Origin of the sequence: Leptospira sp. GIMC2001 (genome assembly GCF_028462125.1) — a bacterium.
In the GTDB taxonomy this organism is placed as follows: Bacteria; Spirochaetota; Leptospiria; order Leptospirales; family Leptospiraceae.
The window spans coordinates 3561710-3588176 of record NZ_CP115468.1 but is presented as its reverse complement, the minus strand read 5'-3'; the positions used below and the strand labels follow the sequence as shown (position 1 = coordinate 3588176).

Here is a 26467-nt window from a genome sequence, read left to right as displayed (position 1 = left end):
TTATCATCTAGTATAGAAATAAATCTATACTAGGATTATTCTCTTAAACTAAAATTCATTATGAACGGTGAGGTCTTCAAGGTTCAGCCTGGATTTAAGATACAACTCGACTCTTTTTATCTGGATATCAGCCACTTTGTTCTTCCATTTAATAAGAATGCTTACAGATTTCTGATTGGAGAAATTATCAGTGCTCTGAACGAGTAGATCTCCGAAGGATATAGATTCAATTTCTGGAAATAAGATATTGATCTCTTTTGCAACCTTGGGAATCATTTTCTCAGTATCTTTCATATTACTCAATTCAGCTTCCAAATATCGTATCTTCTCATCTTTTGTTTTGAGATTGTCTAGAACTTCATTGCGATTTACGTTCATAGCTTTAGATAATTTCTCTGAATCAGAGTTTTGAATAATATTCAACTCAACATCTTCCAAACCATATTGAGAAAGTTTCGACTTAATATGACCTATCAACTCTTCTGAAATAGGTTCTCCAATCAATGTGACATCGATCGATTTATTTCTCGGATTGCGAACTATATTGGTCGTGAGAATTTTTGTTTTTGGTAAATTGAAATTGCTTTGGATAAATTGATTCGCATTCTTTCGAAAATTGGATTGTGAGATCACATCATAAGCCATATAAATACTGGGAATTATGATGGTAAAAGATATTATATAAATATATTTCTGGATTCTTTTCTTAGTCTCTTGATTCACATATTCAACACTACGAAATCCAAGATAGCTCACAATAAACCAAGTAGATACGCAGATAAATACGCTATTTATAATATAAAGATATAGAGCACCAGCAAAGTATTTTGGATTCCCATTTGCAATTCCAAATCCAGCAGTACAAAGAGGTGGCATCAAGGCAGTTGCAATTGCAACACCAGGTATTGCATTTGACATTCTATTCTTACGAGAAGATGCAACTATCCCTGTCAATCCTCCAAATAAAGCAATCAGAACATCATAGATTGTCGGATACGTTCTTGCAAGGAGTTCAGAGTCAGCTTCAGTCAAAGGTGAAATAAAAAAATATAAAGTAGAAGTACAAATGCTTATCACAGTCATTACTAGGAAATTTCTAAATGACTTTTTAAGTAAATCAAAGTCGTAGATTCCAAGTGATAGACCAATGCCCATGATCGGACCCATTAAAGGAGAGATCAACATGGCACCAATTATGACAGCAGTCGAGTTGGTATTCAATCCAATAGATGCGATAAATATTGCGAAAATCAATGTCCAAACGGAAATTCCCTTGAATTCAGCAGCGGACGTAATGTACTCAATCGTTCCCTTCTGATCGGTGCCAAGCTTGATTTGGAAAAGATCTCGTATATAGTCAAAGACAAGGATTTGAATTTCTTTTTTCTGATTTTCTGTTTCCATAAAATTATTGTAACCAACTTCTGAAATAAAATCTCATATCAACTGAACATTTATTGTTGAAAAGATTGTGAGATGAACTTCGCTTCCTGGGTTTTATTTGTCTATATTTTTTCTTGTATGATTATGAATTCAAAGTAAATAAATCTATTCATAACAAATTTCAAAAATAGTAATAGGTTCTAGTTTACCTTTGACTCTAACTCTATCGATCTCTCGATAAACAAAATTTAAATTGAAATTATTTTCGGCAAGATCAGCAATTATAAATTCAGAAACAAGAATTTTACATTTATAAAGTTTTGTAAGACTTTCTATACGTGATGTTAAATTCACTGTGTCGCCGATCGCTGTATAATCGAATCTTTTTTCCGAGCCAATATTTCCTAGTATGACATCTCCATTGTGTATTCCGATTCCTATTTCAATCGGATGAGAGAGTTTAGAAAGGGATTTTTGTATTTTTATTGCAGCTTGAATAGCGTTCAAAGATCTATTAGGAGAATCCTGCAGTCCAAATGTTGCAAAAATTGCATCACCAATAAATTTATCTATCATACCTTTTTCTGTGAGGATTTGATCAGTCATTATGGAAAGATATTGATTTAAGAATTGAACAGTTTCATTCGGCTGTAATTTTTCCGTTAGAGTAGTGAATCCACGAATATCAGAAAAAAGTACTGTTAGATTTTGAATCTTTCCTAATCCAATTTCTTCTATTTTTCCTTTATCCAAGTTCCCAACCAGTTCAGAAGAGAGATACCTCTCCATAATTTTTTTTGTACCAATTTCTTGAATCATTTCATAATTAGCTTTTGTAATTGCATATCCCAAGAAGAGAATAATACTCAATGCAACACGTAGCATCGGAATTAAACCTTCAGTATCTTCGGAGATAAACAAAAAACGATTACCTTCGAAAAAAATAATTGCGGTGAAGATCGCAAAGATTGTTCCTTTCTGAGAGTAGCGCAATAAATTGAGCAAGTAAATGTAAATTGCAGAAAGGAAAATCGTATATAGCCCACTGCTTCCTTGCAGTGGTACTGTAGTATCAAAGTTAAACATAAGAAATATAATGCAATAATCTGCAAAAATCATTGCAAATTTAAAATTGGGAAGATAGGTATTTCTTTTCAAAATGAAAAGTGCGGTTAGTGCAAAAATTAATAATCCAAAATCTAATAAAATGGTTATACGATTGGCAGGTACTGCAGTGAATTGCACTATATTAAAATAGGCTAGAAAATCAAAAAGAGTGAATAGACTGGATGCGGAAAATCGGAACCAGGACAATATTTTCTCATTTTTCCATTCACGCTCGTGGATCGTTTTCTCAATAAATTCTAAAGACATTGATTGAACTTATTGAAAGGTCAAGTTTGGTAAATGCAAATTCAATATATATATGATTAGCAATAAATTTTTAATTGAACTTTAGTCGATTTTTATAAAACTAATTATATGAAAGTGACTCCCGAACACAATGAACGAATGGCTAAAATGAGCTTTGCAACAGTGTATCCCCTTTATATAACAAAGGTTGAAAGAAAGGGAAGGACAGTTGAAGAATTGAATCATGTTATTAAATGGTTAACCGGCTTTGATGAGAAAGCAATAAAAGCCCTGGTTAATAAGGGAGTTAGTTTTGAGGAATTTTTCAAGAAGGCAAAACTCAATCCGAATGCAAATCTAATTACTGGTGTAATTTGTGGATATAGAATTGAAGAGCTAGAAAATCCACTGACTAAGAAAATTCGATATATGGATAAGCTTGTAGATGAACTTGCGAAAGGCAAGAAAATGGAAAAAATCCTTCGCAACGGATAGATATATGGATGAAGCGAATAAAATAGCAATGTGAATTATCTTTGTTCAAACTGTAAGATATTGCAAATTCAAGAATATGAAAGGCAAGAGATTCGAAATTTTGTATTTGGATAAGGAATTCTTCATGACAAATTTAAAATTTTGTTTAGGGATTATTTTTATCCTTGCATCTCTTATTGCGATGCTTTCTTGCCATACAAATGTAACGCGGAGTTCAGTTCCTATGAAGTCCTGGAAAATTCTATCAGATCGATCCGAAAATCCTTGGGCAGGCTTTACAAACTCCTGGGAAGAGGAAGAGAAGTCAAAAATTGTACAATCTGCACAACCAAATAGTAGTTATACTGGATTGATTCAATCTAATGAAATGTTATTTGAAAATAAACCAATTCTTTATAGGAGTGAAAAGGAAAGAAAAGTGATTGTGGACAGAAGATTTTTTTCTGATTTAGTGCGAGTGGATGCTACAAAATTAGGTTCATCGGAAAAAATCATTATTGGGCAGGCTCGAGATCTTGGAATCATGGAGCCTGCATTCATTCTTCGTTTTTTAATTCGTTCCCAGATCATCCAAACTTATATTCATACAGATTCCGAATTGGAATTTATACGAGAAGAAGAAAAAGGAATGGAGAAGTGGTATCATTTCCAAGGTGAACATCATTATTATACTAATTCTAAGAATACAGGAATTCTTAAATTTATTATTATATTGAATTTTAAAACAATGGAAATCGCAACTTTAGGATATTAGAATAAAGAATTATTCGGATTCATTTTTCTTAGCCTTTTTCCATTCGCGAACCATTTCAGGAAGTGAAGACATCGCATTGTGGATTCGATGCATCTCAATGGCTGGTCTACCAGGAATTCCAAAATAAGCAGTTTTTGCCTCAGCATCACTTGTCTGACCTGTAAGTCCCATAACGATACTACCTTTCTTGAGTGTTAGGTGCTCTGCTACAGCTGCTTGGCCGCCAACAATAACATAGTCTTCTGCAGTTACTGATCCTGCTAGTCCTGCCGTACCTGCAAGGTAAATATAGTTACCCAATCGACAGTTGTGTCCAATATGAACTTGGTCGTCTAGTTTCGTATAATTACCGATAGTTGTTGATTCAATGGCCGCTCGATCTATAGTACAACCTGCACCGATTTCGACATGATCACCAATGATCACATTCCCAATCTGAGGAATTTTATAGCGAATGCCGTTGGCATCATGGAAACCGAATCCATCCGCACCAATCACAGTATTACCATGAATCAAATTGTTGGATCCGATCACGCATTCATAGCAGATTTGCACCCCACCTTTGATTACAGTATTTGCTCCGATTTTCGCTCGATCTTCAATAACAACATGTGGGAAAATCACACAATTATCACCGATCTCTACATCATCCATAATCACGGCAAAATCCATGATGGTTACATTCTTTCCAATTTTTGCAGTATCAGCAACACTTGCTTTGGGAGAGATTTGTTGTTTATATACAGGTTTCTTTTCGAATAGACCAAGCAATTGTATAAAGGAAACTTTTGTATCTTTGTCTGGAGCTATGATTGCATTTGCGTATTGATCTTTGAGAGAGTCAATTGTAAGAACGACCTTTGCTTTTTGCGCCTTTTCAAATTTATTTAAATATTTTTTCGATGAGACAAAATAGATTGAATTGGGATCAGCTGGACTTGTATGTTCTAAGTCTCCAACAGAGTTAATTGGGTAGTTGGCGTCGCCTTGGAAAGGTAGATTAAGAGTCTTTGCTAGTTCTGATAATTTCATTGATCTATCTGTCCTTTGTTTAATTTAAAAGGCAAGAATTTTTTCCCTGAAATTCGCGAACGATAACCTTGCATGTTCTAAAGTTCGAGAGCTTTTCAAAACTGGAAGATGCAGAATTTTTGGTTTGCGAATGGATAGCAAAAGTAATTTATTGGAGGAAGATTATCATGAAAATTTCTAAAGCTATCATTATTTTATTTCTTAATATTTTCTTCTACTCAACTCATATTCATTCGGAGTCGGTCACAGACATCCAATGGCGTGAAACTCTAAGTCTTGAACAATTCAATGAACTCGAAAACTATCGTAAGAATTCCAACCAGATTCGGGAATTTCTAGATAATAAAAAAGGTAAATGGTCATATTTCGAATTTCGACTCGTGGAAATTCTTGTGGGCGAAGAATTAGAATCGAATCGATTAGAGAATGCAAAACTCTTATGGCAAAAATACAAACCAAAATTACCAAACCAAGACAAACGAATTGAAAGTTTAATTGGATTGCTTTCCAAGGAAAAAGATCAACCTGTTCTAAAAAATATTGGACCTGCATTAAATTCAGAATTTGCTGAATACCTTCCCGTGATAGAGTTAAGTGGAGATCGATTCTATTTTACTGCACTGAATCGTCCTGGAGGCAGTGGTGGAGAGGACATTTGGTACTCAGAATACAACAGAGCCAGTTCCAAGTGGGAAAGTGCATTACCTCTCAAAGAAATCAACACGCCTGATGATGAAAGTCTTATCTCCATTTCTGCAGATGGAACCACGCTCATTGTAAGTAGAAAAATTCGAAACCAAGGTACAAAATCATCAGTCTTTATGGTTCGTCTAACGGAGAACGGGTGGAGTAAGCCTCAAGTTCTTCCCGCTTTTTTGAATTCGGAATCATTTGATGGAGACTTTTTCCTTACAGCGGACGGAAGAGCAATTTTATTTGCAAGTGATCGTGATGATACAATTTTCAAGCCATGGAAAAGAGGAGTTTATCGAGCTGGTGATTATCATGGAAACAGCGATATTTATGTATCACTCATTGAAGATGATGGTACAATATCTCAACCTAAGAATCTAGGCCTATCGATTAACACGGAGTTTGCGGAGAGATTTCCTCATTTGGATTCAGATGGCAAAACTTTGTATTTTAGTTCCAATGGGTATTCCGGTTTTGGTGATCTCGATGTTTATAAATCGGAAAAGTTGGAAGAGAGTTGGGATAAATGGAGCACGCCCGTTAATCTAGGACCGATCGTGAACAGCCTAGGAACTGATATTGGTTTTCGAACAGATTCAACTGGATCGAAGGCTTATTTTGCTGGACTTAGATCGGATAGCTTGGGTGAGACTGATATTTATGAATTGAGTTCGATGCCGGATGATATAGCACCGGTCGGAAAGATTGTTATGCTAGCTGGAAAAGTCACGAACCAAAAGAGCAAAGCACTCAGTGCAATGGTTCAGTGGAAGAGAGAGGCATCTCAGGAATATGAAGGGAAATTGTTCTCTAAACCTTCAATTGGAAATTATGCTATTCCTCTGCTTACAAAGAATATTTATAATATTCTAATAACAGCGAATGGCTTCGAAAATGTAGAGTTTAAATTGGACATATCGGAAGTGAGTGAGTTCCAAGAAATAAAAAAAGATTTTATTATGGAAACAATTAAAACTGATCAATTGGTATTGAATGATACTCTAAAAAATCAATCTTCAATTTCGAATGATTCCATTGACAACGAACGTCCGATTATCAATTCAATTGGAATTGCAAAACCGGCAACTAATGATGGCAAATTTGTTCAAACCGAAAAACCATTTCCTTTGGAAGAAATTTATTTTGAGAAGAGATCTGATAAAATTCCAAGCTTCTCATTCGATTATCTTCGCAAAATTTCGGAATACTTAGTTGAGAATCCTGATAAAAAGATTCTGATTAGGGGATTTGGCAACGAAGGCCAGAATATCAATGACGATCTCTTGTGGAGTAATAAGCGTGCAGAGAATGTCAGAAAATTTTTATTGATACAGGGAGTATCGTCAAAACAAATTATTTCACTAGGTGTCGGTCGGCTTGAGTCTAAAGATCGTTATCTCAATGACTATCAAAATCCTCGTTTCCAAAGAAAAGCAGTCTTAAGCTTCCATGAATAGTTTCGAGGTATCCGCATTTGCTCTATCATTTCTCATCCTTTTATCGATTATGGTTAGTAAATTATCATTTCGATTTGGGATTCCAACTTTATTATTATTCTTGCTTATGGGTATGCTTGCTGGTTCTGAGGGAATCGGAAAAATTGATTTTAACGACTACAATTTAGCTCAGTCATTGGGAGTAGTTGCCCTCTCGTATATCTTGCTCGCTGGTGGTATGGAGACGGAATGGAAAGTCATCCGACCTGTCTTAAGAGAAGGAATTGTGCTCTCCACATTCGGGGTCGTTGTAACTGCAACAGCTGTCGGATTTTTCTCACATTGGCTATTGGGTTTAGGATTGATTGAATCTTTACTTCTAGGATCTGTTGTATCATCAACGGATGCAGCTTCAGTCTTCAATCTGCTTAGAACAAGCGGAATTGGATTAAAGGGAAGATTGAAACCTCTTCTTGAACTTGAATCTGGATCTAATGATCCAATGGCTGTAATCTTAACCCTCACATTCATTTCATTATTGGGATTTGAATCCAAAAATATGATCGATATCGCAAGCATGGTTCTCTGGCAAGTGATGGTTGGTGCGATCATGGGATTGATTCTAGGGAAATTATTTGTTGAATTTGTAAATAAAATAAATTTGGAATACGATGGACTTTATACTGTTATAATATTAGCTACAGGTATTTTTATTTATTCCGCAACTACATTGTTAAACGGAAACGGATTTTTGGCAGTGTACTTGGCGGGTTTGTATATGGGCAACCGTTACTTTGTTCATAAGAAAAGTATAATTCGTTTTATGGATGGAATGGGATGGTTGATGCAAATTGTCATGTTCTTAACTTTGGGTTTGCTTGTTTTTCCATCTGAACTCAATAAGATTGCTTTGCCAGGAGTCGTTTTCTCAATCTTTCTAATTTTTATCGCGAGACCTTTAGGTGTGATGCTCAGCCTGAGCTTATCTTCCTTTAGCTTTAAAGAAAGGATTTTTATTTCTTGGGTTGGTCTACGAGGAGCAGCTCCTATTATCCTTGCAACATTTCCTCTGACTGCAGGTGTACCAAATTCTGGAGTCATTTTCAATTTAGTATTTTTTACAGTATTGAGTTCGCTTCTGATTCAAGGATCTACGATCAAAATGGTAGCTAAATTTTTAAAATTGGATGCTGCGATAGATAAGAAATCCCTGTATCCATTTGAGTTTGAAAATCGAGAGAATAGTGATTCCAAGCTCGAAGAATATCTAATGCCATTCAATTCTCCAGCTGAAGGACGAACTGTTCGTGAGTTGCAGATTCCTGAGGATGCGCTGATCACTCTAATCTGTCGGGGCGATAATTACATTGTTCCAACTGGTCGAACCCAAGTAGAAGGAGGAGATGTGCTCCTAATACTTGTTAATAAAGCGAATGAAGCAAGGGTTGCCGAAAGTCTACGCGGAGCGAATCTAAAAACTTAATCAAAAAGATTTTTAAATTTCTTTGAGTCAGCGAATCGTAATTCGTTTACTTATAATTAATTGATCAATCCAATTCTTCGAGAACACATCCATATTTTGATCCAGTAAATTTGGCTGAATTGGTTCTGCCCAATCCAGATACTATGATTCTTTTGTTTTCTTCGTCTATTTTGAAATCACTGATGGGAACCCATTGACGTGCGTAATTATGGCAGAAATCTTCGTCTCTCTCAACAACATAGTAACAAGAACAGAATTCTTTGGAATAGAAAGAAGAGATGATTGAAGGAAATGCCCGAAGATTATTCCAATTGGAAACACTCCAAAACAAAGCTAGATCAAAAATTACAAAAAGTATAACAGCGATTATAATAGTTTTAGTTTTCATTGGATACTCTCAACGATGTATTTAATAAATAAGTTATTGTCAAAAAATTTCACATTTCTATCATCTCCAACCCGCACAATAACTAGGTCAAGACTGGGAATTACAAAGAGGCGTTGACCCCAATGTCCAGAACCGTAGAAAGTGTCCGCTGGAGCATCTGGCATTGGCTTAGGTATTCCAGCTTCTGGAACACCAGTATTAGCATACCATTGAGCTGTATAATTATCCTCTTCTAGTTTAGTGTAATAAGGAGTGCTTTTGTAAGCTGGTGATGGGGTTCTTGATAGCGTTACCCAACCTTGCGGAAGGATTCTTTTGTTCTCCCAGATACCGTCATTTAAATATAGGTAACCGAATTTTGCCATATCCCTTGGAGTTGTATAAATATAAGAAGATCCGACAAAAACATCATTGCCATCCCGCTCGTATGTAACATTTTTAATTCCCAATGGATTGAAAATATCTTTCCAAGGCAGATCAGAATAAACCTCTTTGCCATATATGTTTTGTAATGCGAGTGACAAAATGTTCGTATCACACGAAGAATAATAAACGAAGCTACCAGGCTCTGCTCGTAAGCCAAGGGAAGCCGAGTAAGCTCCCATATTCGCTCGACCCTTAGTATAGAGCATTGCAATCACTGTCGACACTAGTGGACTACTTTCATAGCCTTCACTTGCCTCAAGTCCAGATGACATATTCAAAATATGACGAATTGTGATCTTCTTATGTTCTTCGCTATGCCCTAGTTCTGGAACATATTTATAAGCTGGATCGTCAAGTTGCACCAATCCTTTGCTAACTGCAACTCCAACCAAAGCATTTGTATAGCTCTTTGCGATGGACCAGATTAAATGTTTTTGTTCGGCGGAATATCCACGTCCGTAATTTTCGTACACAAGGTAGCCATTCCGAATAATAACCACACCGTCCGTTCTCGTACCTTGACGGTCTTCTGGCGTTCCTTCAATAGTAAATGCATATTTTTCCATTTCAAGGAGTTTTGAGGAATTCATTCCTTGCGCTTCTGGTTTGGAAACTCTCCAAGCTTGAGTTGGCCAGTAATCACGTCTTGGTGGTTTGAGATCTTCTAAAACAATGGGATCACCATACGGCTTTAATTCAATCGATGGTTTACCACAATTACTCGATAAGAGAATGATTGTTACAAAAAGAACGGATAAAAAGAATCGAAGCATAGAACCACCTTTTCTTCTAGAATCAAGATACAATTCTAAAATATTCAGAAATGGAGTGCTAGCATTATTTTAGGTTTTTGCGTAATTCATGACAATTTGAATCATGTTGCTCAATCCATTGCGTCTGCTGATGGATAGAAATTTCTGAAGTCCAATCTGTTCAATAAAGTCCAGATTGCTATTGGAAATTTCTTCTGGACTATGACCACTGAACACTTTAACAAGAATGGCTATTAATCCTTTCGTAAGAGAAGTATCGCTGTCAGCATAGAAAAACAATTTGCCATCCACAATTTCAGGCGCAACCCAGACTCGAGACTGACAACCTGGAACTAGATAATCATCTTTTTTCTTGTCTTCAGGATAAGGCGGAAGTGCTTCTCCCATCTCAATTAAAATTTGAAATCTTTCTTCCCAATCAATAACATCTTCGAATTCTTCAATAACTTCTGCTTGCAGTTCAGATATAGATTTCATCTTTTTACTTTCCTTCGAAGATAAAATTTCCCATCAGACAATTGTATTCGATTTTCTGAATGTAAATCTAAATTGATGATGGAGTCATTTCTATTGAAACTGTACTGAACTCGATTGATCATTGTAAGTGGATATTTTTCTTCTTCGGAGAAATTTATTTTCAGTTCTTTAAAATCTACATTTATACATTCAGGAGGTTTGACTAAGACATTGCAGAATTCACCGCCTGGAGGAATTTTTTTTTCAAAAAGTCCACAGCTTCCAATTAGAAGAACGAATACGAAAACTTTTACAATTTTGAAGATCAATGATGATGTATTGCTTAAATGAAAATTTTGCATTATGGAATTCCTTAATATTTTAAATTGAATCAATCAAATTAACAGATATATGTTCTCTCAATGATTTTCTATCTCGTTTATTGGATTAAACAAATACATCATTTTCGACTTGGATGCGTTATCGATAAGATCGTATTTAATCAATCTCATCATTGATTTCTTGAGGCTCTTCTTCAAAGGTAATTTTGATTTTTAGATCGGGTCTAAGCCCTGACCAAGTTTTGAGAAGAGGAAGAAATTCCTTATGGCTCTTTCCAAAGTTTTCGTAGGAATCTGATAATAGATCGACCGCTTTTTGAGGAAGATTCTGAGCATAGAAAATTTTTGCCTCCGTCAAAATTGCATTCTTCGTAATAATATCAGGAGTGGACGTCTTAACTTGTCTCAAGCTATTTAAAGCTGACACATAGTCTTTGGCATGGAAATAACAATTTCCTTTGAGATAATTTTCTTCTCGTTCGGTAAATAGAAGTTTGCCTTTGAAGTCATCTTTTGCATTTTCAAGTAAAAGATTTTCTAGGTCTTTTTGGTTCCCATTTCGAATAGTTGTATAAAACAAAAGCCAGACATACGGATGTTGAAGTTCCACATCTATATTTTCCAATTTTATGCCAGCGTAATCTTTATAAATGGATTGTGGTTTCTTGACTTCTCTAACCAATTCTCCGAGCATAAGCAGAAATTGGTTGGAAGCAGATTCGTGAAAGTCCGGATTCGTAGCTTGTGCTTTCCTTGCATATTCGAACATTTCCTTGAGATCAGAAACAGTTTTCTGGTTGTCTCCAAATATTGTTTTAATTGGATTTGTAAGATTTGAAACTAACGATGATGAGTCGAATCGCACTCCCGTAAGCAAAAGTTCATAATAGTGAGCCCTTGCCCGAAAGTGGAAAGCACTAGCTTCTAAAGGTTCCTTGTCGAGATAATCGACACTGTAGGTTTGGAAATCTCTTACATATACATCTGTCAGTTCGTTTTTATCAAGAGAATTGATGATTTTACCTTTTTGCTTCTCTAGCTTTTGTCTTTGGTCTTTGGCAAAAAACAGCCTAATCTCACGATACTGCGTGATTCCAAGGCCAACCAAACCGAGGAATAGTAAAATGAGGATTATCGGGGCTTTGGATTTTTTCTTACGATGGCTTTCATGCCTTGGTAAATAGACCATAAATACCAGATTTATAGTTTTTTCTCAAGATTCATCTTTTTTTTATCCAACCCCCTTGACACTTATTCCGAAATATGGTTATAAAATACTATGAGCATTGATGATGATGATTTTGAAGTAGCGGACGATTTTGACCTAGAAGGTGTTACCTATGCATGTGAAGATTGCGATCACCGATGGGAACCAGGGGATTTGGATGAGATGATCTGTCCCATGTGCGGATCGGAGAACGTAGTGGAGCTTTGAGACCTTTCGGTAATTTCTTTGCATCGTTTATGATTCTCATCATATTCGGGTATCTTGGAAGTTCGGGAATTCTTGGTCAGACTGAAGCTTCTGCGAAAGAATCCATAACATATTGGAGTCTACTCACCGAGTTCAAGAAGGGCAATTACTCATATGTAGCAAATAGATCTCGTCAAGAAATTATTGCACAAACCTGTGACGCAATAGATGAGAGGTTCATACTTATCTATATTTCTTCCGCGAGTGATCTAAAGGAAATGGATTCGACTTTAGAAACTTGTTATTCAGATAAGAAAGTTAAAAATGCAATTTTTTATAATGCAATCTACCTTGTATTGGAAAGGTTGATTGTTGCTGGCAATGATAGCAATGCAGAAAAATGGGGATTTCGATTTCGCAAAGATGGAACAACATCGTCACGATATGCGGAAGGATTGTATCTTTATGCTATCTACTTTTATCAAAACCAAAGATGGAGAGATTCTCTTTTTGTTCTTCAATTAGCAGAGCAGGCGAACCCTCAACAATCTTTAGTTAGTCGAATTCAAAAGTTAAAAACGACTCTTACATCTAAAATCAGTGGAGCAACTCCTTGAGTCAATCATCTGGACTTCGTGTTCAGGCAGGTAAATGGAAAGGGCGAGCGATTCCTATACCAGCTCCAATCAAAGGCCATTCTCATTTCACTCCAGCTATTGTTAAAAAATCAGTTTTTTCTATATTAGAAGGTTTGCAATTAGATGGAAGTATTCTATTTTCAGAATCTGTGTTTGTAGATTTATTTGCGGGATCCGGTCAGATGGGTGTCGAAGCTTTGAGTCGGGGTTTTGCAAAATCCGTTTTAGTGGAATTAACTAACGAAAGATTCGGTGAACTTGTTCAATTGGCAAAGACATTGGGTGAAAATTGTGTTCTGCATCGTAAGGATAGCTTGCGAGTAGATCCTAAAATTTTTTTAAAGTATGATCCAAAATCTGTTGTTGTATACATTGATCCGCCATATACTTTTTGGACTCCTGATGCAAGCAAGATAAAGAATTACGTAGAAAGTTTATTAGAAAAATCATCTATTCCAATGTATGTTCTTGTTCAAGGACCGGATAAACCAATTGTTGAAGATTGGGAATCACGTGAATTTGGAAGTTCCAAATTGTACATTTTAAAAAATGAAATGTGGAACGTTCTTTAAGTTTATAATGCCGAATATTAAAAATGACTAAAGAAATTTTCAATATGTAAAGATTGCCAATTTCAAAAAATATAAATCAACTGAATTAATCGGAGCTTCTGAAAAATTATTATCTTGTGTATCAAATTATTCTATCAAAGGCTTATAAATCCATCTTAAGATAAAAATTTCGAAAACCTGTCAATGAACTCGTTCTTGATTTTCGATTGTTTAGAGCTTGCCTTATTTTATTTCTTCCTGAGATAATCATTTTAACTCTCTATAAAATGGATTTAAATGGCCAAACCTGTAAAATATTCCTTTTCGTATATTATCAAAGTAGCATGGGGTGAGATGGATGCTTTTGGGCATGTGAATAATGTTACTTATGCAAGGTATTTTGAATCTGCAAGGGCGGAGTATTTCACTGCCTTAGCGATTTGGAATTCTCCACTTCAACCTTCATCAGGTGGTCCATTGTTAACGCATCTGAATTTAGATTACCGTAAGCAAGTTGTTTTCCCAGCGGATCTTGATGTAACCATGGAAGTTACAGCATTGACGAGCCGCGGCTTCCAGATACACACATCAATGTGGAATAAAGATAATGAATGCGTTGTGACAGGTGAAGCAGGCCTAATATGGTATGACTTTCAAACAGGAAGACCGGCAACCCTTCCAAAAATATTCCGCGAAAATTTTCCAAATTTATGAGGTTAAATCTTGCGAGAGAGACAAAATAATAATCGAAGAAGAACTGACAACTTCACTATCGATGAAGATTTATTGAAGATAGCAAGAATTTGTTTATCAGTTTTTTTTGTATTTATTGGATTTGGTCTACTTGCAACGAAAAATGATCTAGGTTTATACGATCCTGATTGGATTAGGCAACTCCATTCTGTGTTTATGTTCTCTGTACTCGCCGCAACATATCTATCCAATTGGGTTAGATTAAAAATTCAGACAATTATGAATTTTCTATTCTATACAATGAGTATACACTCCTTCTTATTACTCTATTGGAACGGTCTGTACATTGGTTACTTAATTGGAATGGTACTTGTTATCACTTGTATTGGCGTAAGCTTTGTTCAGAAGAGATGGTTGATCTACTATTTATTCTTTACGATTCTTGCATCAATACTTGTAGGAATTTTTACAACGAATCCACAAGTAGATTTGTATTTGTATTATCCTACAATAATAACTCCAGCCTTAGTATCGTATCTCACATTAAATGTTAGGTTAAATGCTATTCAGAAACTCAGTGAATCAGAATTAAAATTACAGAATTATTATTCTCGAATGTCAGAAGAACTGGCTATGGCGCAGGAAACTCAGAAAGCATTGGTTGCTTTAGAATTCCCCGAAGGCAAGCAATACAAAATGTACAGTTACTATCGCGCTTACGAAGGTGTTGGTGGTGATGTTCTAAGTGTTGAAGAACGATCGGATGGAAAATTGAATATTTTATTTGCGGATGTGTCTGGACACGGAATAGCTTCTGCTATGGTTTCTGCAATGGCAATACTCGCTTTTAAAATTGTATCGAAATCCAATCTAAAGCCTGCAGAATCTCTTAGAACAATGCATGAGTTAATGAAGCCACTTGTTGCTAATTTACATATAAGTGCGAGTTTATTGGTATTCGACCCTGATAATTTAGTAGTTGAGTATTCTTACGCAGGTCATCCTTGCATACTTTTGCTGCGTGACGGAGAAGTTTCTGAACTGGAAGGACGTGGTAATCTAATACTTACTTTTATGGAACCGACACTTCGGGACTATCAGAAAAATTTGCAACAAGGCGATCGACTCATTTTTTATTCTGATGGATTGGTTGAACTCTTTAATCTATCAGATGACATTTATGGCGATGAGAGTTTCTTCCAATCGGTAAAGAACAATAGGAATAGATACGGTCGCGAATTCTTGGAGTTTCTCGTCATGGAGTCATTGATGTTCTCAAATGGCAAAGTCAGTGATGATATGACTCTATTGAGTTTAGAAATACTTGGTTAATCCCTTTCTTCAGCTCTGGAACAAATAATAGGATAGTCTACAGTGCAATTTCTTTCCAAAAAAGTTTTCTTGACGATATAAATTCAAAATACTACTATAAGCCATCCGATGAAAAGATTTTCATTAATCATTTTTTTGATTCTCATTGGAGTGAGTTCAATTCTTCTTTGTCAACCTCCGTCAAAGCACAAGGAAGATCCTCAAGTTCATGCTGGAATATTGGATCTGAGCAATTGGGATTTTGATAAGAAACCGATCATTAAATTAACTGGTGAATGGATTTTTTCAGAAGGTCTTTTGAATCCAAACGAATTCATATCAATCATCAATCAAAAAGAAGTTTTTACTCAAAATTTTAAATCCATAATTGTTCCGCATCCATGGAATGATAGACTGACAATCAACGATAATGAACCTGGAATAGGTACGGGAACTTATTTTCTCAAAGTCTTATTGACCAAACCTAGTCAGAATCTTGTTCTAAAAATAAATGATATTGGATCATCTAGCCGGATCTATCTATATGATCGATTGATTTATGAGAATGGTAGAGTAGCATCATCCAAAACAGAGTCCATCCCCTCATACAAACATCCCATAATCTTTTTAGACAATGGGCTTAAGGAAATTTTACTGACCATCCAAGTGGCGAACTTCCATCATCCTCGCGGTGGAATCAGAGGAAATATCCAATTAGGAAATGCGATTTCCATTCAAGACAAAGATGAAAGGCAAGTTGCGATGGATTGGATGGTGTTAGGTGGAACTCTCTTTATCGGATTCTATCATTTAGCTTTATTTTTAATGAGGCGTAGTGATCCTTCCGCTCTCTGGTTTGGAATGGTTTGTATTGCGATTAGTTCCCGGTCGTTGTTTGTTGGTTCCGTCTTTGCATACGAGTACAGCGATGACCGCAATTGGTTTTTTGTTCATAAATTGGATCTGCTGTCTTCAGCATTCGCTTTACCATTTTTCTCAATGTATGTAAGATCAATTTTTGATGAATACAAATCCTGGATGAACTGGACTTTCGTGAGCTCAGGTTTAGTATATGCAATTGTTACAATATTTATGAATTCATATCAGTATATGATGATACTTCCCTATTTTCAATTTACGATTGTTGGATGTGTGATTCTTTGTTTGTATTCAGTCTTTTTATCACTCAAAAAGAATACATTAGGTTCAATAGTATTTTTACTAGGTGGTGTAGTCTGGTTTGCAACAATTATCAATGATCTCTTGCATCAGAATCAAATTATTTATACGGAATTTATTGCAACTTGGGGACTCCTTTTCTTCTTATTCTCACAGGCTACATTATTATCAATCCGGTTCTCAAGAGCATTTTATCGATTAGAGGAATTGCAAGTCTCTCTTGAGAAAAAAGTACTGGAACGAACTGCGGAACTCAATAATGCAAAAAGGATTGCAGAAGAAGCGAATGATTTGAAGGACAAATTCATCGCTCTTGTTTCGCATGATTTGCGTGCTCCAACTGCCACTGTTATGAGTCTTTTGAAAATTGTTGAAGAAGAATATGATACAATGGAAGATTCTGAGAAACTAGAATTCATAAAAAGTGCGTATAACACATCATCTCATTCTTTAGAAATGATAAGCTTACTTTTGGATCTCAATCGACTAAGGTCTGGCTCAATCACATTGAGTTATTCTCGAATTGATGTTCATAAAGAAGTTGATACGGTAATTCAAAAATTATGGGGAATTGCTCATGATAAAAAAATATCCATGATCAACCATATACAAGAAGGATCACTTATTAATAGCGATAAAATATTGTTAGGTGAAGTTTTCTTCAATCTTATATCCAATTCTGTAAAGTTTTGCAGGGAAGGTGACAAAGTCGAAGTATTTATGACTGAAGAAAAAGATCGAATTCAATTTCGGGTGTCCGACACTGGGATAGGTATACCACAAGTCTTTATAAATCGAATTTTTAATGCGGAAGATAAAACAACATCGTATGGAACCAAAGGCGAAAAAGGTACAGGCTTGGGTCTACCATTCGTAAATGATATCATCCAAGCATACAAAGGTGGAATCTCGGTTGAGTCTGCTGAAGGAATCGGTACTACTTTCATATTCTGGATTCCGAAGAGTGATTGATTCAATCAGCGAATATCTAAGAGCAATTCAAGGAATTGAATTTATTCATAGAAAAACCCCACTTCATCTATGAAACGAAGTGAGGTTCCAAGTAATTTACAACAGTTCTGTTCTAAATTCTTTTACTTTAATTTTTCTGCTTCTGCGCGGTAGATCTTAGCATCTTCAGCAAATTTATCTGCTAATTCTTCCATTTCAGCTTTTTTGTTGGATTGATAAACAGCCTTACCACCCTTAGTTGCAACGGACATTCTTTTATATCTTTTAGAAAGATCTTCATGCTCCTGAGCAATCTTTAACAAATATTCTTTTACGACTTGTTTCTGCTCTGGAGTCTCCGCCTTTTGAATCAGTACTCTTTCTATATCTTCAATCGCAAATAGCGAGAAACTTGAAAGTAGCATTAAGGTTACTAGTATTTTTTTCATTTTTAATTACCCTCTTGAATCTTTTATTTATAGACAATCTGAGAAAATGATTTGTTCAAAAAAAAATAAAAAATCGTAAATGATTAAGAAAATGAAAGTATATAGAATAGAATGATTATTAAGTATTATAATTAGTCTGATTTTATAATACTTAATAATATAACTTTGATTAGATGCTTGGTAATGGATCTCCCAAGAGAATTCCGTCAGTTTTTAGATCACCGCAAGATAGAACGTTTGCGATTGTGGAGCCAAGTAGAAATCCTGTGAATCCTCTGATACCATCGATACATTCATCAACTGTTGAAGACACATAGTATTTATCGTCTTCGATTCCAGCAATATCATCTGCAATCAAACTCAGAATACTGATTCCAACACCGCGTCCGCCCGATAAAATAACTGTATTAACGATATCGGTTGTTATCGCTGCATCAATAATTCTTCCAGAAGCTTCACTTCCTTTTTCTCGATCCGAGTGTAAACCTAGCGGATTCAAGATCACACAGTTAGTTGCTATGAACCCAGCCAAAAATAAAATTGTTAGTTTTTTCAAAATTTTCACCTTCTTTGATTTTGGAACTTAAGATAGACGAAGACGGCAGGATAGCAACAAAAAAATTAAAATACGACAATTGTTTTAAAAATATGAAAATATATTAGGAACGACAGTATTTAAAACAACTTGTAGCCTGATTGCTTTTTCAAAATTTTAAAAATAAAAATAGACTAACCTCCCTGCATGGGAGGTTAGATTTCAAAATTTTTCTATACTTTCATAGTTTTCCAGCCACCGCGGGAAAATAGCCATAGAGTAAAAAGCCCAACCGAAGTTTCAGTGGACATCATTGCCCAAAAAACACCCGTATGACCAAAATTAGTATGCTGTGACATATAGTACGCTAGTGGAATCTGAAATATCCAGAAAAAAACGATATTGATTTTGGTTGGTGTCATTGTATCACCTGCGCCATTGAATGCCTGGGTTGCAACCATCCACCAAGCATATACGAAATATGAGTAGGAAACTATTCTGAGCCATGTCATACCAACTTCAATCACCTTTGGATCATCAGTAAAAATGCCTATTAAAGAATCACTATATAAGAAGTAGAAAATTGAAACGCCCACCAAGAATCCCATGTTCCAAAATCCAGTTACCCAAACCGAACGTTCTGCACGATCAGGTTGATTGGCACCTAGATTTTGACCAACGAGAGTGGCTGCTGCATTGGACATTCCCCAGGCTGGCATCATCGTGAACATCATTACTCTCAAAGCTATAGTCGCTCCAGCAACAGTTGCACTTCCAAATTCGGCAAGTATTCGCATTATAAAAATCCAAGATGCCATTGCAACAATCATCTGGGCGATTCCCCCAACAGATGTTTTAAGAATTCCAAAAATTATTTCCCAGTCAATTTTCAAATGTTCTCGCAAGACTCGAATATGTTTTCCACCTTGAAATAGAACCCAAAGTTGGACAATAACACCAATGCCTCTTCCAATATTGGTCGCAATGGCTGCTCCTTCAATTCCCATTGCAGGAATTGGACCCCATCCAAAAATCAGTAAGGGATCTAAAATAAGATTCAAAGCATTCGAAATTGTTAGAACTCGCATCGCGATTGCTGCATCTCCAGCTCCACGAAAAATTGCATTAATAACAAATAATAAAACTATAACAGAATTGCCACCTAACATCCATTGAGCGTATACATAACCATGGTTGATGGTCCATTCATCACCGCCCATTAGTGCCAGAAGTTCTTTTGCAAAGAATAGCCCACCAATAGTAAAGGGAAGAGATGCAGCCATAGCTACAATAATTGACTGCACACCAGACGCACCGGCATTAGATCTATCACCTTCACCTATTCTTCGAGCGACGATGGCAGTTACTGCCATCGACAAGCCCATTGCAATAGAATAAAGAAGAAAGAGATAGGTTTCGGTTAACCCGACAGTTGCAACTGCAGAAGCTCCCAAGTGACCAACGAAATAAATGTCAGCTACTGCGAAAACCGATTCCAAAACGAGTTCAAGGATCATTGGAATAGATAACAAAAAAATCGCCTTACGGATGCTAATTTTTGTATAATCTGCCTCTGATCCTCGTATCGCCTCTTTTAGAGCGCTCCAGATAGATTGTGGAGGTGGCTTAATATCTTTATTCTCTAATTCATTCATTTTGAGTCAAATAAACCTTTGTATTTTTCACGATAAACATATGCTAGAAATAAGTTACCAAGAGTAAGTAGAACTGCAATAGGTAATCCTTCAGTATCAATAAAGATATGAACCATTAGAATATTAACAGTCACAGGAGCTATTACTATCAAAGATAATGGAACGAATCTACCAACTAGCAGTGATATTCCGCAGACTAACTCTGTTATCTTGACTAAAGGCATGAGATAGCCAGAGGCCTTGATACCATCATTGAATGTTTTCATAGTTCCTGTGAGTTCTGGTTGTGGAACAAGATCAAATAATACAACAATTGATGATGCTGTAAATATGAAACCTAGAAGTATTCTCACAACCAAGGTTGCGATTTTGAGGGGTTTTGTAAAATTTTCCATAAATTTTCTCCAATATTATGTGATCATTTCAATCTATATATATATTTGTTAAATCCGATTTACGCTTATATTTTTTAGAGTTCGAAGGCATCTATCAGAGGTTTAAATATTTCTATTGAAACTCCAATAGGCATATAGAAATAAATTGTTTCAATCTGACTTGTTGAGTTGCCATAAACTTCAATAGAGACACTAGTCTCAAGACTTTCATTTTTTATGATTTCTGCGAATTTAGGATAAACCTTTGTCGGCCCAACAAAGAAGGACAAAACGTTCTTAAATGGAAATTCACTTTGTAAAACTTCCATTTTTGGAATCACGAAGGTTTTAAAATGTTTTTTTAGTTCCGATTTCTTTTCCTCACTCAACATTCCTATTTCACAACCCAAAATGGATCTCAATTTTTCATCCTCAGTTCCAGGGGGATCAAGATAAATTCCAAGGCTTGCACATTCTTTTAATCCAGCTTTTTCCCAATCCTTTTGGAATAGATCCCAACTTTCACTTAAGTTTTCGTAGGCGCCTCGATGCAGATAGAAAATGATTTCTTTGGACTCGAAAATTCCTTTGGAAGCGGTTACAGTTTGAAATCCACCCAAATAAGCATAAAAAATTGTACCCAATAGGATAAAAATACCTAGAACCAAACCGAGAATTTTGACAGCTTTCATATAAATCTCCTTATGTGAATCTAATAAAAATTAATCGAACATCTGTATTGGAATGACAGCACAGAATGTACGGATATGTAAATGGAATCACGTTCAGCTTTTACTGTTTTCGGGTACCATCCGAATTTTCAATTCATTTTCTATAAAATGAGATAGGTTATCAAGGGTTTCCAACCAACCTTGTCTATGTCCTTCTTTAGATCCTTCCGATGCGAAATTTTCTTGCAATAGAGTCAATATTGTCCGATCACCGTCTTTTGCAAATGTAACAGTGACAAGAGTCTCGTGTTTATGCTCTTGGCTCTCATCATCCCAAATATGAGTAAATACAATCTTTTTGTTAGCCTCAATTTCTAAGTATTTGCCGCTTAGCCAAAATTCATCATCATGTGGAGATTTCATGCAAGTCCGGTAATTCCCATTTATTACAACTTCGCCTTCAGAAAATGGAATGGAAAATCCTTTCGGGCAACTCCACAATTTAATCTGTTCGGTATCAGTCCAAGCTTTGAATACGAGCTCAATCGGAGCCGCGAATTCTCGCGTAATTAATAATCTATTATCATTCATTTTGAGTATTCTCCTTAAAATTTTGCTTCACTTAGTCGAAATCAATTGAATCTAATGCAAAAATTTAACTTTCTTATGTTTTCAATTCTGAATCGACGAATAGATTCAATTTAGCTAATGTTTGGTTAGCGCCTTCGACTGCTCCGAATTTGACAGCTGTATCTTTTGCTTCCTTGCTTGGTAAAGTCATTGTCATTGAGATGCGAGTTCCCTTTTCAGATTTTTCAAATTTAACTACCACTTGAAAGTCTTCAGGCGATATTTCTTCTTCAGACCCATGATTATATCTGATCAATTGATTGGGAATAATCTCAGTATACGTAATACAGTTAGGATAAATCGTACCATCGGGAGCAAGCATTGTATAGATCCATTTTCCTCCGAGTTTAAAATCCATCGATTTAGTTGAATTTTTGAATCCGTTTGGACCCCACCAAATATCCAGTGATCCTGAATTCGTCCAAGAATTGAATACCATCTCAATTGGAGCATCATATTCTCGAATAACGGATATTTGTCTATCAAATGTTTCCTTAGAATTCTCGTTCATTGATTATTGCTCTTTATAAATTCTACGAGTTGATTCAGAGCTGTTCCCCATCCCTCAACAAATCCCATCTCCGCATGTTTTTTGCAATCTTCGATAGATTTATGTTTGGCGATTGCTGTATATTTTGTACCATTTGTTGTCTTTTCTAGGATTATGATTCCAGTAAAAAACCCTTCAGTCGATGGTCTAAAGCCTGGTTGCAAAGCATCAGTCCAAACTAATAGTTGTTCGTTTATGATTTCTAAATAGCATCCTGAATTATCAAACTTTTCACCTTCTGGAGATTGCATAATCGTTCGAAATTCTCCTCCTGGTCGAAGATCAATAAAGCAATCAGTAGTTTTCCAAGGCTTCGGAGTAAACCATTCCACCAAATGTTTTGGATCGGTCCATGCCTTCCAAACCAATTCGCATGGAACATCAACATTTCTTTCGAACATTAGATCGAGTTCAGGATTAATTTTTAAAAATTCATTTATTATTTTGTTCATATCTTATTTCCTTTTGATAATTTATTCTTAGTAATTTGCTCTTTTTGAAGTTTTTGTAAATAATCATCCAATTGATCCAATCGATCTTCCCACATGTTTCTGTATTGATCCATCCAATTGTCCGCTTTTTGAAGTGGTTCTAGTCTTAATTTGCACGGCCTGTATTGTGCAGATCGTCCGCGTTCAATGAGTCCTGCTTTTTCTAATACTTTGAGATGCTTAGAAATACCAGGTATGCTCATTTCAAACGGTTCAGCTAGTTCAAGGACAGTTGCTTCACCGCTCACCAAATGCATCAATATCTTTCGGCGAGTTGGGTCAGCCAAAGCTGAGAAAGTTGCATTCAATACTGATTCGTTGGTTTTATCTTTGGAATTGTATTTAACCATTTAGTTAATTAACCTTCTGGTTAAACAGAAAACACTGAGCGATTTTTGTCAATGTTTTTTAAGAAAAAAGTCTATTGAAGGGTGAGCTTTTTTTATAGTTGTTTGGGCTTTGCAATAATGCGAATATGTAAAAAAGTTATTAATCCTAGCATATCGCAGGATTCGGAGTAATTATAATGTCAATTATCAATAGAAGCGCACTTTTAGTATTTCACAAAAAACCATTAATTGATTGGCAAAATGAAATTTACCCAACAGATCTTATGGAATATGAAGATACAATGAAATCTCACGATCATGCTCATGTGTATCTAACTCCGGAGTTTGATTTTGAAGATGAGTTCAATAAATGGCTTCAGAAAAATTATAAAATTGTTTTTGAAGATATTCTATCTGACTGGTGTACGGATGATAAATTATGGCCGAAGAATTTGAGTTTCAAATTGTTTGGAGAATGGTTTCATTTTATCTATCAGTCGATGGTTATCGATACCTTAGAAAGTGAGATTGAAAGAGACGAAGATTAATGAGAAGATAAATTCATAAAATCATAGAGAACTTTTTTTATTTCCATTGGGTCCATCGACTTGGATAAAACTAAATCAACTCCGATTTCTTTTGCCTTTAATTCCACTTCTTCGAATCGACCTGGTTCCAGAGATGAATAGGATGTAATCATAGCAATTTTTGGATGATGCACCTTTTCAGAATTCAAGGCTCTGAAGGAAAAATCCAATCCATTCATTCCAGGCATTTGGTAATCTGTGAGTATATAATCGACTTCGATTTTCTCGATTTGCTGAAGAGCTGAATTCCCATCATTCTTTTCAACTATCAAAATATCATTCCAGTATTTTCTAAATATTTCCCTAAGCAATGTTCTATAATTGTGATCATCATCTAATATTAGAATAGTCTTATTGCTTTTCGGAAAAGTAATTCGGAAAACTGATCCTTTGTTTAATCCCGTGTTCACTGAGATTGTTGCATGCAAAGAATCCAGAATCTCCTTTGAAAATGGCAATCCGAATCCGGTGCCTTTCTCGCCAGAAGTTCCTTCTGTTGAGTGGTTCTTGTCATAATCAAATAGCATCGGAGTTTTAGAATTATCCATTCCAATTCCATTGTCTTCTACTTCTAAGAAATAATTATTTTCTGCGATTCCGAAACTTATATTGATTTTGCCATTTACTTTACAATATTTGATAGCATTAGAAATCAAATTTGTAATCACTATTCCAAAAAGTTTTGGATCTGTTATTGTGGATAGTTCCGAATCTCCTTTGATTTCCATTGTCAGTTGTTTCTCTATGAGCAAGCCTTGTAGCTTAATGGAAGATAGATTGATAAGCTGAGAAAAATTGACAGATTCATAATCAGGAAGAATTCGTATCGATTGCTCTTTTGCAAAATTTAAAATATCCGATGTCATAGATAGCAAATTATCCAGTGACTTTTTTGAAGAGTCTAAAATACTTTTTTGCTGATTTGCATCAATATCCGTATCATTAATTAGGATTTTTATTAATCCTATAACACCAGAGAGAGGAGATTTTATGTCATGAGAAACAATAGATAGGAATCTATCTTTTAATTTATTTGTATTGTGCACTTGCTCCATTGCATCTTGTAAAGCTCGAGTTCTCTCATCAACGCGGATCTCTAAATTCTCAGTATTTCTTTGAAGAGTTTCTGTCAAAAGTTCATTCTCAAAATGAATTTTTCTTAACCGAAACACGAGAGCTGATGAGTGAGCAAAAAACATACCCGTAACTCCATAGAGTGCTAAATGTCCAGATTCAATCAATCCTAACTCAACTAGCGAGTCATTAACGAAGCATGCAGTGACAATTCCAAATCCAAATAGCATTAGCTTTGCTTGAGGCCGTTTGCGAATGACAGCCAAAATCATAATAAAATATGTATAAAGATTTAGGACAACATCAGCTAAGATAACATAAGAAATCATATAGAACATAATATCTTTGTTTGAAAAGGAAATGGCAAGTATCGTTATTTTATACAGGCTATAATAATACACAAATGATCGCTTAAGATCCTTTGGAAATATATAGCTTAGAAAAAGAAGATAAAAAGGCATTATACAATAAACACTAAAAATTTCAATTTTGACCAATGTGAAATAATCTAAGTTTGGAAATATATCCCAGATAATGCGATCCGTTGATGAGCTAAAGGGCACATTTATCATCACCATTCCTAAAAGGCAGGTGTAAAGAATGGAACCTTTATCCTTCGTGTTGGACAGATACATTCCAATATTTATTACTACCAAAATCGCCATAAATAGTAGAAGGACTATGTCATGAAATTTATTAGAATAGAAAATATAAGATACATTATTGGATCCACCTAGGATGGGAGCTTCAAGAATTCCTTGTTCTTCAAAAGCAAAATTTGAAATTTGAATCAAGATTCTTAATTTATCACTATATGGAAAAATTCCAATAGCTGGTTTAATTTTTGTTATATGAAATTCTGGATTGTTTGAAACGGATCCTAATTCAAATAACATCCTGTTATTGATAAATATTTTATGAGCAGTCCAAACTTTCTTGGTAGCAAGTCCCAAAAGTTCTGGTACATATTCTGACTTGGGAAAATCTATCTCAGTATAAATTGTAACTGTTCTTCTGTTCTCCAATCCTGCAAACTGCGATCCTGTTGAAGGAATAGAAATTGGGAATGTACTATCTAATTTCTTAAAGAATTCTTCTTGGCTGTGAATTCCTGGAAGGGCAAGCCAAGTACCGGAAAGTGCGACTGCTTCCCCTTTCCAATTCTCGGGCATAACTAATTTACCGTTTTCAATTGCCAATTCCCGTTGGATTGGTGAGCAGTCAGAAACTGCAAATAAAAATACGATAGTAAATAGAAATCTAATAGTAAACTTTATATGTTCAATCGCTTTACAAAGTAAAAAAATTATAAACTGATAAAAGGAAGATAAATTCCAGAAATCCGATGGATTAATATTTTTTATCATATTTA

The 26467-nt window shown here is 35.4% G+C and carries 29 protein-coding genes; 11 read left to right on the top strand and 18 right to left on the bottom strand.

Features of this window, described 5'->3' with window-relative positions:
• Positions 1-48: 48 nt before the first annotated feature.
• On the bottom strand, positions 49-1404 hold the full coding sequence (locus tag O4O04_RS17930; protein WP_272533183.1) for a DUF389 domain-containing protein: 1356 nt from the start codon (positions 1402-1404) through the stop codon (positions 49-51).
• Positions 1405-1548: 144 nt separating this feature from the next.
• On the bottom strand, positions 1549-2757 hold the full coding sequence (locus O4O04_RS17925) for an adenylate/guanylate cyclase domain-containing protein (RefSeq protein WP_272533182.1): 1209 nt from the start codon (positions 2755-2757) through the stop codon (positions 1549-1551).
• A gap of 108 nt (positions 2758-2865) precedes the next feature.
• Here O4O04_RS17925 and O4O04_RS17920 point away from each other — a divergent pair, with 108 nt between their 5' ends.
• Together O4O04_RS17920 and O4O04_RS17915 are read left to right on the top strand one after the other, a co-directional pair.
• The gene (locus O4O04_RS17920; protein ID WP_272533181.1) at positions 2866-3231 is read left to right on the top strand and encodes a DUF2200 domain-containing protein; all 366 of its coding nucleotides are present in this window, start codon (positions 2866-2868) and stop codon (positions 3229-3231) included.
• Between the two features lie 124 nt (positions 3232-3355).
• Entirely contained in the window at positions 3356-3985 is a 630-nt protein-coding gene (locus O4O04_RS17915; protein ID WP_272533180.1) for a hypothetical protein, read from the top strand.
• Positions 3986-3994: 9 nt separating this feature from the next.
• Here the strand turns inward: O4O04_RS17915 and lpxD are convergent, their stop codons facing one another.
• The gene (gene lpxD, locus O4O04_RS17910) at positions 3995-5017 is read right to left on the bottom strand and encodes a UDP-3-O-(3-hydroxymyristoyl)glucosamine N-acyltransferase (protein ID WP_272533179.1); all 1023 of its coding nucleotides are present in this window, start codon (positions 5015-5017) and stop codon (positions 3995-3997) included.
• A 167-nt stretch (positions 5018-5184) separates the two neighbouring features.
• Between lpxD and O4O04_RS17905 the strand changes: the two genes are divergently transcribed.
• Complete coding sequence (locus O4O04_RS17905; protein WP_272533178.1) at positions 5185-7167, top strand: OmpA family protein; 1983 nt, start codon at positions 5185-5187, stop codon at positions 7165-7167.
• On the top strand, positions 7160-8629 hold the full coding sequence (locus tag O4O04_RS17900) for a potassium/proton antiporter (RefSeq protein WP_272533176.1): 1470 nt from the start codon (positions 7160-7162) through the stop codon (positions 8627-8629). Before O4O04_RS17905 ends, O4O04_RS17900 begins: the two co-directional genes overlap by 8 nt.
• Positions 8630-8693: 64 nt before the next feature.
• On the opposite strand, the gene O4O04_RS17895 is transcribed toward O4O04_RS17900, so the two are convergent.
• The 5 genes from O4O04_RS17895 to O4O04_RS17875 all read right to left on the bottom strand — a co-directional run bounded on the left by O4O04_RS17895 (position 8694) and on the right by O4O04_RS17875 (position 12202).
• Positions 8694-9017 (bottom strand): hypothetical protein, encoded by a 324-nt coding sequence (locus O4O04_RS17895; protein WP_272533175.1) that lies wholly within the window; start codon positions 9015-9017, stop codon positions 8694-8696.
• A complete protein-coding gene (locus O4O04_RS17890; RefSeq protein WP_272533174.1) occupies positions 9014-10216 on the bottom strand; it encodes a serine hydrolase domain-containing protein in 1203 nt (400 codons plus the stop codon). Before O4O04_RS17890 ends, O4O04_RS17895 begins: the two co-directional genes overlap by 4 nt.
• 69 nt (positions 10217-10285) lie before the next feature.
• A complete protein-coding gene (locus tag O4O04_RS17885) occupies positions 10286-10693 on the bottom strand; it encodes a SufE family protein (RefSeq protein ID WP_272533172.1) in 408 nt (135 codons plus the stop codon).
• Entirely contained in the window at positions 10690-11034 is a 345-nt protein-coding gene (locus tag O4O04_RS17880; RefSeq protein ID WP_272533171.1) for a hypothetical protein, read from the bottom strand. The genes O4O04_RS17885 and O4O04_RS17880 overlap by 4 nt, the downstream gene beginning before the upstream one ends.
• 136 nt (positions 11035-11170) lie before the next feature.
• Positions 11171-12202, bottom strand: a complete 1032-nt coding sequence (locus tag O4O04_RS17875) for a hypothetical protein (RefSeq protein ID WP_272533169.1) — start codon at positions 12200-12202, stop codon at positions 11171-11173.
• A gap of 90 nt (positions 12203-12292) precedes the next feature.
• Here O4O04_RS17875 and O4O04_RS17870 point away from each other — a divergent pair, with 90 nt between their 5' ends.
• The 6 genes from O4O04_RS17870 to O4O04_RS17845 all read left to right on the top strand — a co-directional run bounded on the left by O4O04_RS17870 (position 12293) and on the right by O4O04_RS17845 (position 17771).
• Entirely contained in the window at positions 12293-12448 is a 156-nt protein-coding gene (locus O4O04_RS17870) for a hypothetical protein (RefSeq protein WP_272533168.1), read from the top strand.
• Positions 12445-13044, top strand: a complete 600-nt coding sequence (locus tag O4O04_RS17865) for a hypothetical protein (RefSeq protein ID WP_272533166.1) — start codon at positions 12445-12447, stop codon at positions 13042-13044. The genes O4O04_RS17870 and O4O04_RS17865 overlap by 4 nt, the downstream gene beginning before the upstream one ends.
• Entirely contained in the window at positions 13041-13637 is a 597-nt protein-coding gene (locus O4O04_RS17860; protein ID WP_272533165.1) for an RsmD family RNA methyltransferase, read from the top strand. The genes O4O04_RS17865 and O4O04_RS17860 overlap by 4 nt, the downstream gene beginning before the upstream one ends.
• Before the next feature lie 276 nt (positions 13638-13913).
• Complete coding sequence (locus O4O04_RS17855; protein WP_272533164.1) at positions 13914-14330, top strand: acyl-CoA thioesterase; 417 nt, start codon at positions 13914-13916, stop codon at positions 14328-14330.
• A 9-nt stretch (positions 14331-14339) separates the two neighbouring features.
• A complete protein-coding gene (locus tag O4O04_RS17850; RefSeq protein ID WP_272533162.1) occupies positions 14340-15641 on the top strand; it encodes a PP2C family protein-serine/threonine phosphatase in 1302 nt (433 codons plus the stop codon).
• 108 nt (positions 15642-15749) lie between these two features.
• The gene (locus O4O04_RS17845) at positions 15750-17771 is read left to right on the top strand and encodes a sensor histidine kinase (RefSeq protein WP_272533161.1); all 2022 of its coding nucleotides are present in this window, start codon (positions 15750-15752) and stop codon (positions 17769-17771) included.
• Positions 17772-17893: 122 nt separating this feature from the next.
• On the opposite strand, the gene O4O04_RS17840 is transcribed toward O4O04_RS17845, so the two are convergent.
• From O4O04_RS17840 to O4O04_RS17800, 9 genes are all read right to left on the bottom strand, one after another.
• Positions 17894-18199, bottom strand: coding sequence for an LIC_10421 family protein (locus tag O4O04_RS17840; RefSeq protein WP_272533159.1), 306 nt, complete (start codon positions 18197-18199; stop codon positions 17894-17896).
• Between the two features lie 169 nt (positions 18200-18368).
• Positions 18369-18764 (bottom strand): TIGR04452 family lipoprotein, encoded by a 396-nt coding sequence (locus tag O4O04_RS17835; protein ID WP_272533158.1) that lies wholly within the window; start codon positions 18762-18764, stop codon positions 18369-18371.
• A 203-nt stretch (positions 18765-18967) separates the two neighbouring features.
• Entirely contained in the window at positions 18968-20389 is a 1422-nt protein-coding gene (locus O4O04_RS17830; RefSeq protein WP_272533157.1) for an MATE family efflux transporter, read from the bottom strand.
• Positions 20386-20784, bottom strand: a complete 399-nt coding sequence (locus tag O4O04_RS17825) for a DoxX family protein (protein ID WP_272533156.1) — start codon at positions 20782-20784, stop codon at positions 20386-20388. The genes O4O04_RS17830 and O4O04_RS17825 overlap by 4 nt, the downstream gene beginning before the upstream one ends.
• A 74-nt stretch (positions 20785-20858) precedes the next feature.
• Positions 20859-21455, bottom strand: a complete 597-nt coding sequence (locus O4O04_RS17820) for a hypothetical protein (protein ID WP_272533155.1) — start codon at positions 21453-21455, stop codon at positions 20859-20861.
• Between the two features lie 93 nt (positions 21456-21548).
• Positions 21549-22025, bottom strand: coding sequence for an SRPBCC family protein (locus O4O04_RS17815; RefSeq protein ID WP_272533154.1), 477 nt, complete (start codon positions 22023-22025; stop codon positions 21549-21551).
• Between the two features lie 73 nt (positions 22026-22098).
• The gene (locus O4O04_RS17810) at positions 22099-22575 is read right to left on the bottom strand and encodes an SRPBCC domain-containing protein (protein ID WP_272533152.1); all 477 of its coding nucleotides are present in this window, start codon (positions 22573-22575) and stop codon (positions 22099-22101) included.
• A complete protein-coding gene (locus O4O04_RS17805) occupies positions 22572-23066 on the bottom strand; it encodes an SRPBCC family protein (RefSeq protein ID WP_272533151.1) in 495 nt (164 codons plus the stop codon). The genes O4O04_RS17810 and O4O04_RS17805 overlap by 4 nt, the downstream gene beginning before the upstream one ends.
• A complete protein-coding gene (locus tag O4O04_RS17800) occupies positions 23063-23455 on the bottom strand; it encodes an ArsR/SmtB family transcription factor (RefSeq protein ID WP_272533149.1) in 393 nt (130 codons plus the stop codon). Before O4O04_RS17800 ends, O4O04_RS17805 begins: the two co-directional genes overlap by 4 nt.
• 176 nt (positions 23456-23631) lie before the next feature.
• Between O4O04_RS17800 and O4O04_RS17795 the strand changes: the two genes are divergently transcribed.
• A complete protein-coding gene (locus tag O4O04_RS17795; RefSeq protein ID WP_272533148.1) occupies positions 23632-23982 on the top strand; it encodes a hypothetical protein in 351 nt (116 codons plus the stop codon).
• Here the strand turns inward: O4O04_RS17795 and O4O04_RS17790 are convergent.
• The gene (locus O4O04_RS17790) at positions 23979-26462 is read right to left on the bottom strand and encodes a hybrid sensor histidine kinase/response regulator (RefSeq protein WP_272533147.1); all 2484 of its coding nucleotides are present in this window, start codon (positions 26460-26462) and stop codon (positions 23979-23981) included. The two genes, O4O04_RS17795 and O4O04_RS17790, sit on opposite strands and share 4 nt — an antisense overlap.
• Positions 26463-26467 lie beyond the last annotated feature (5 nt).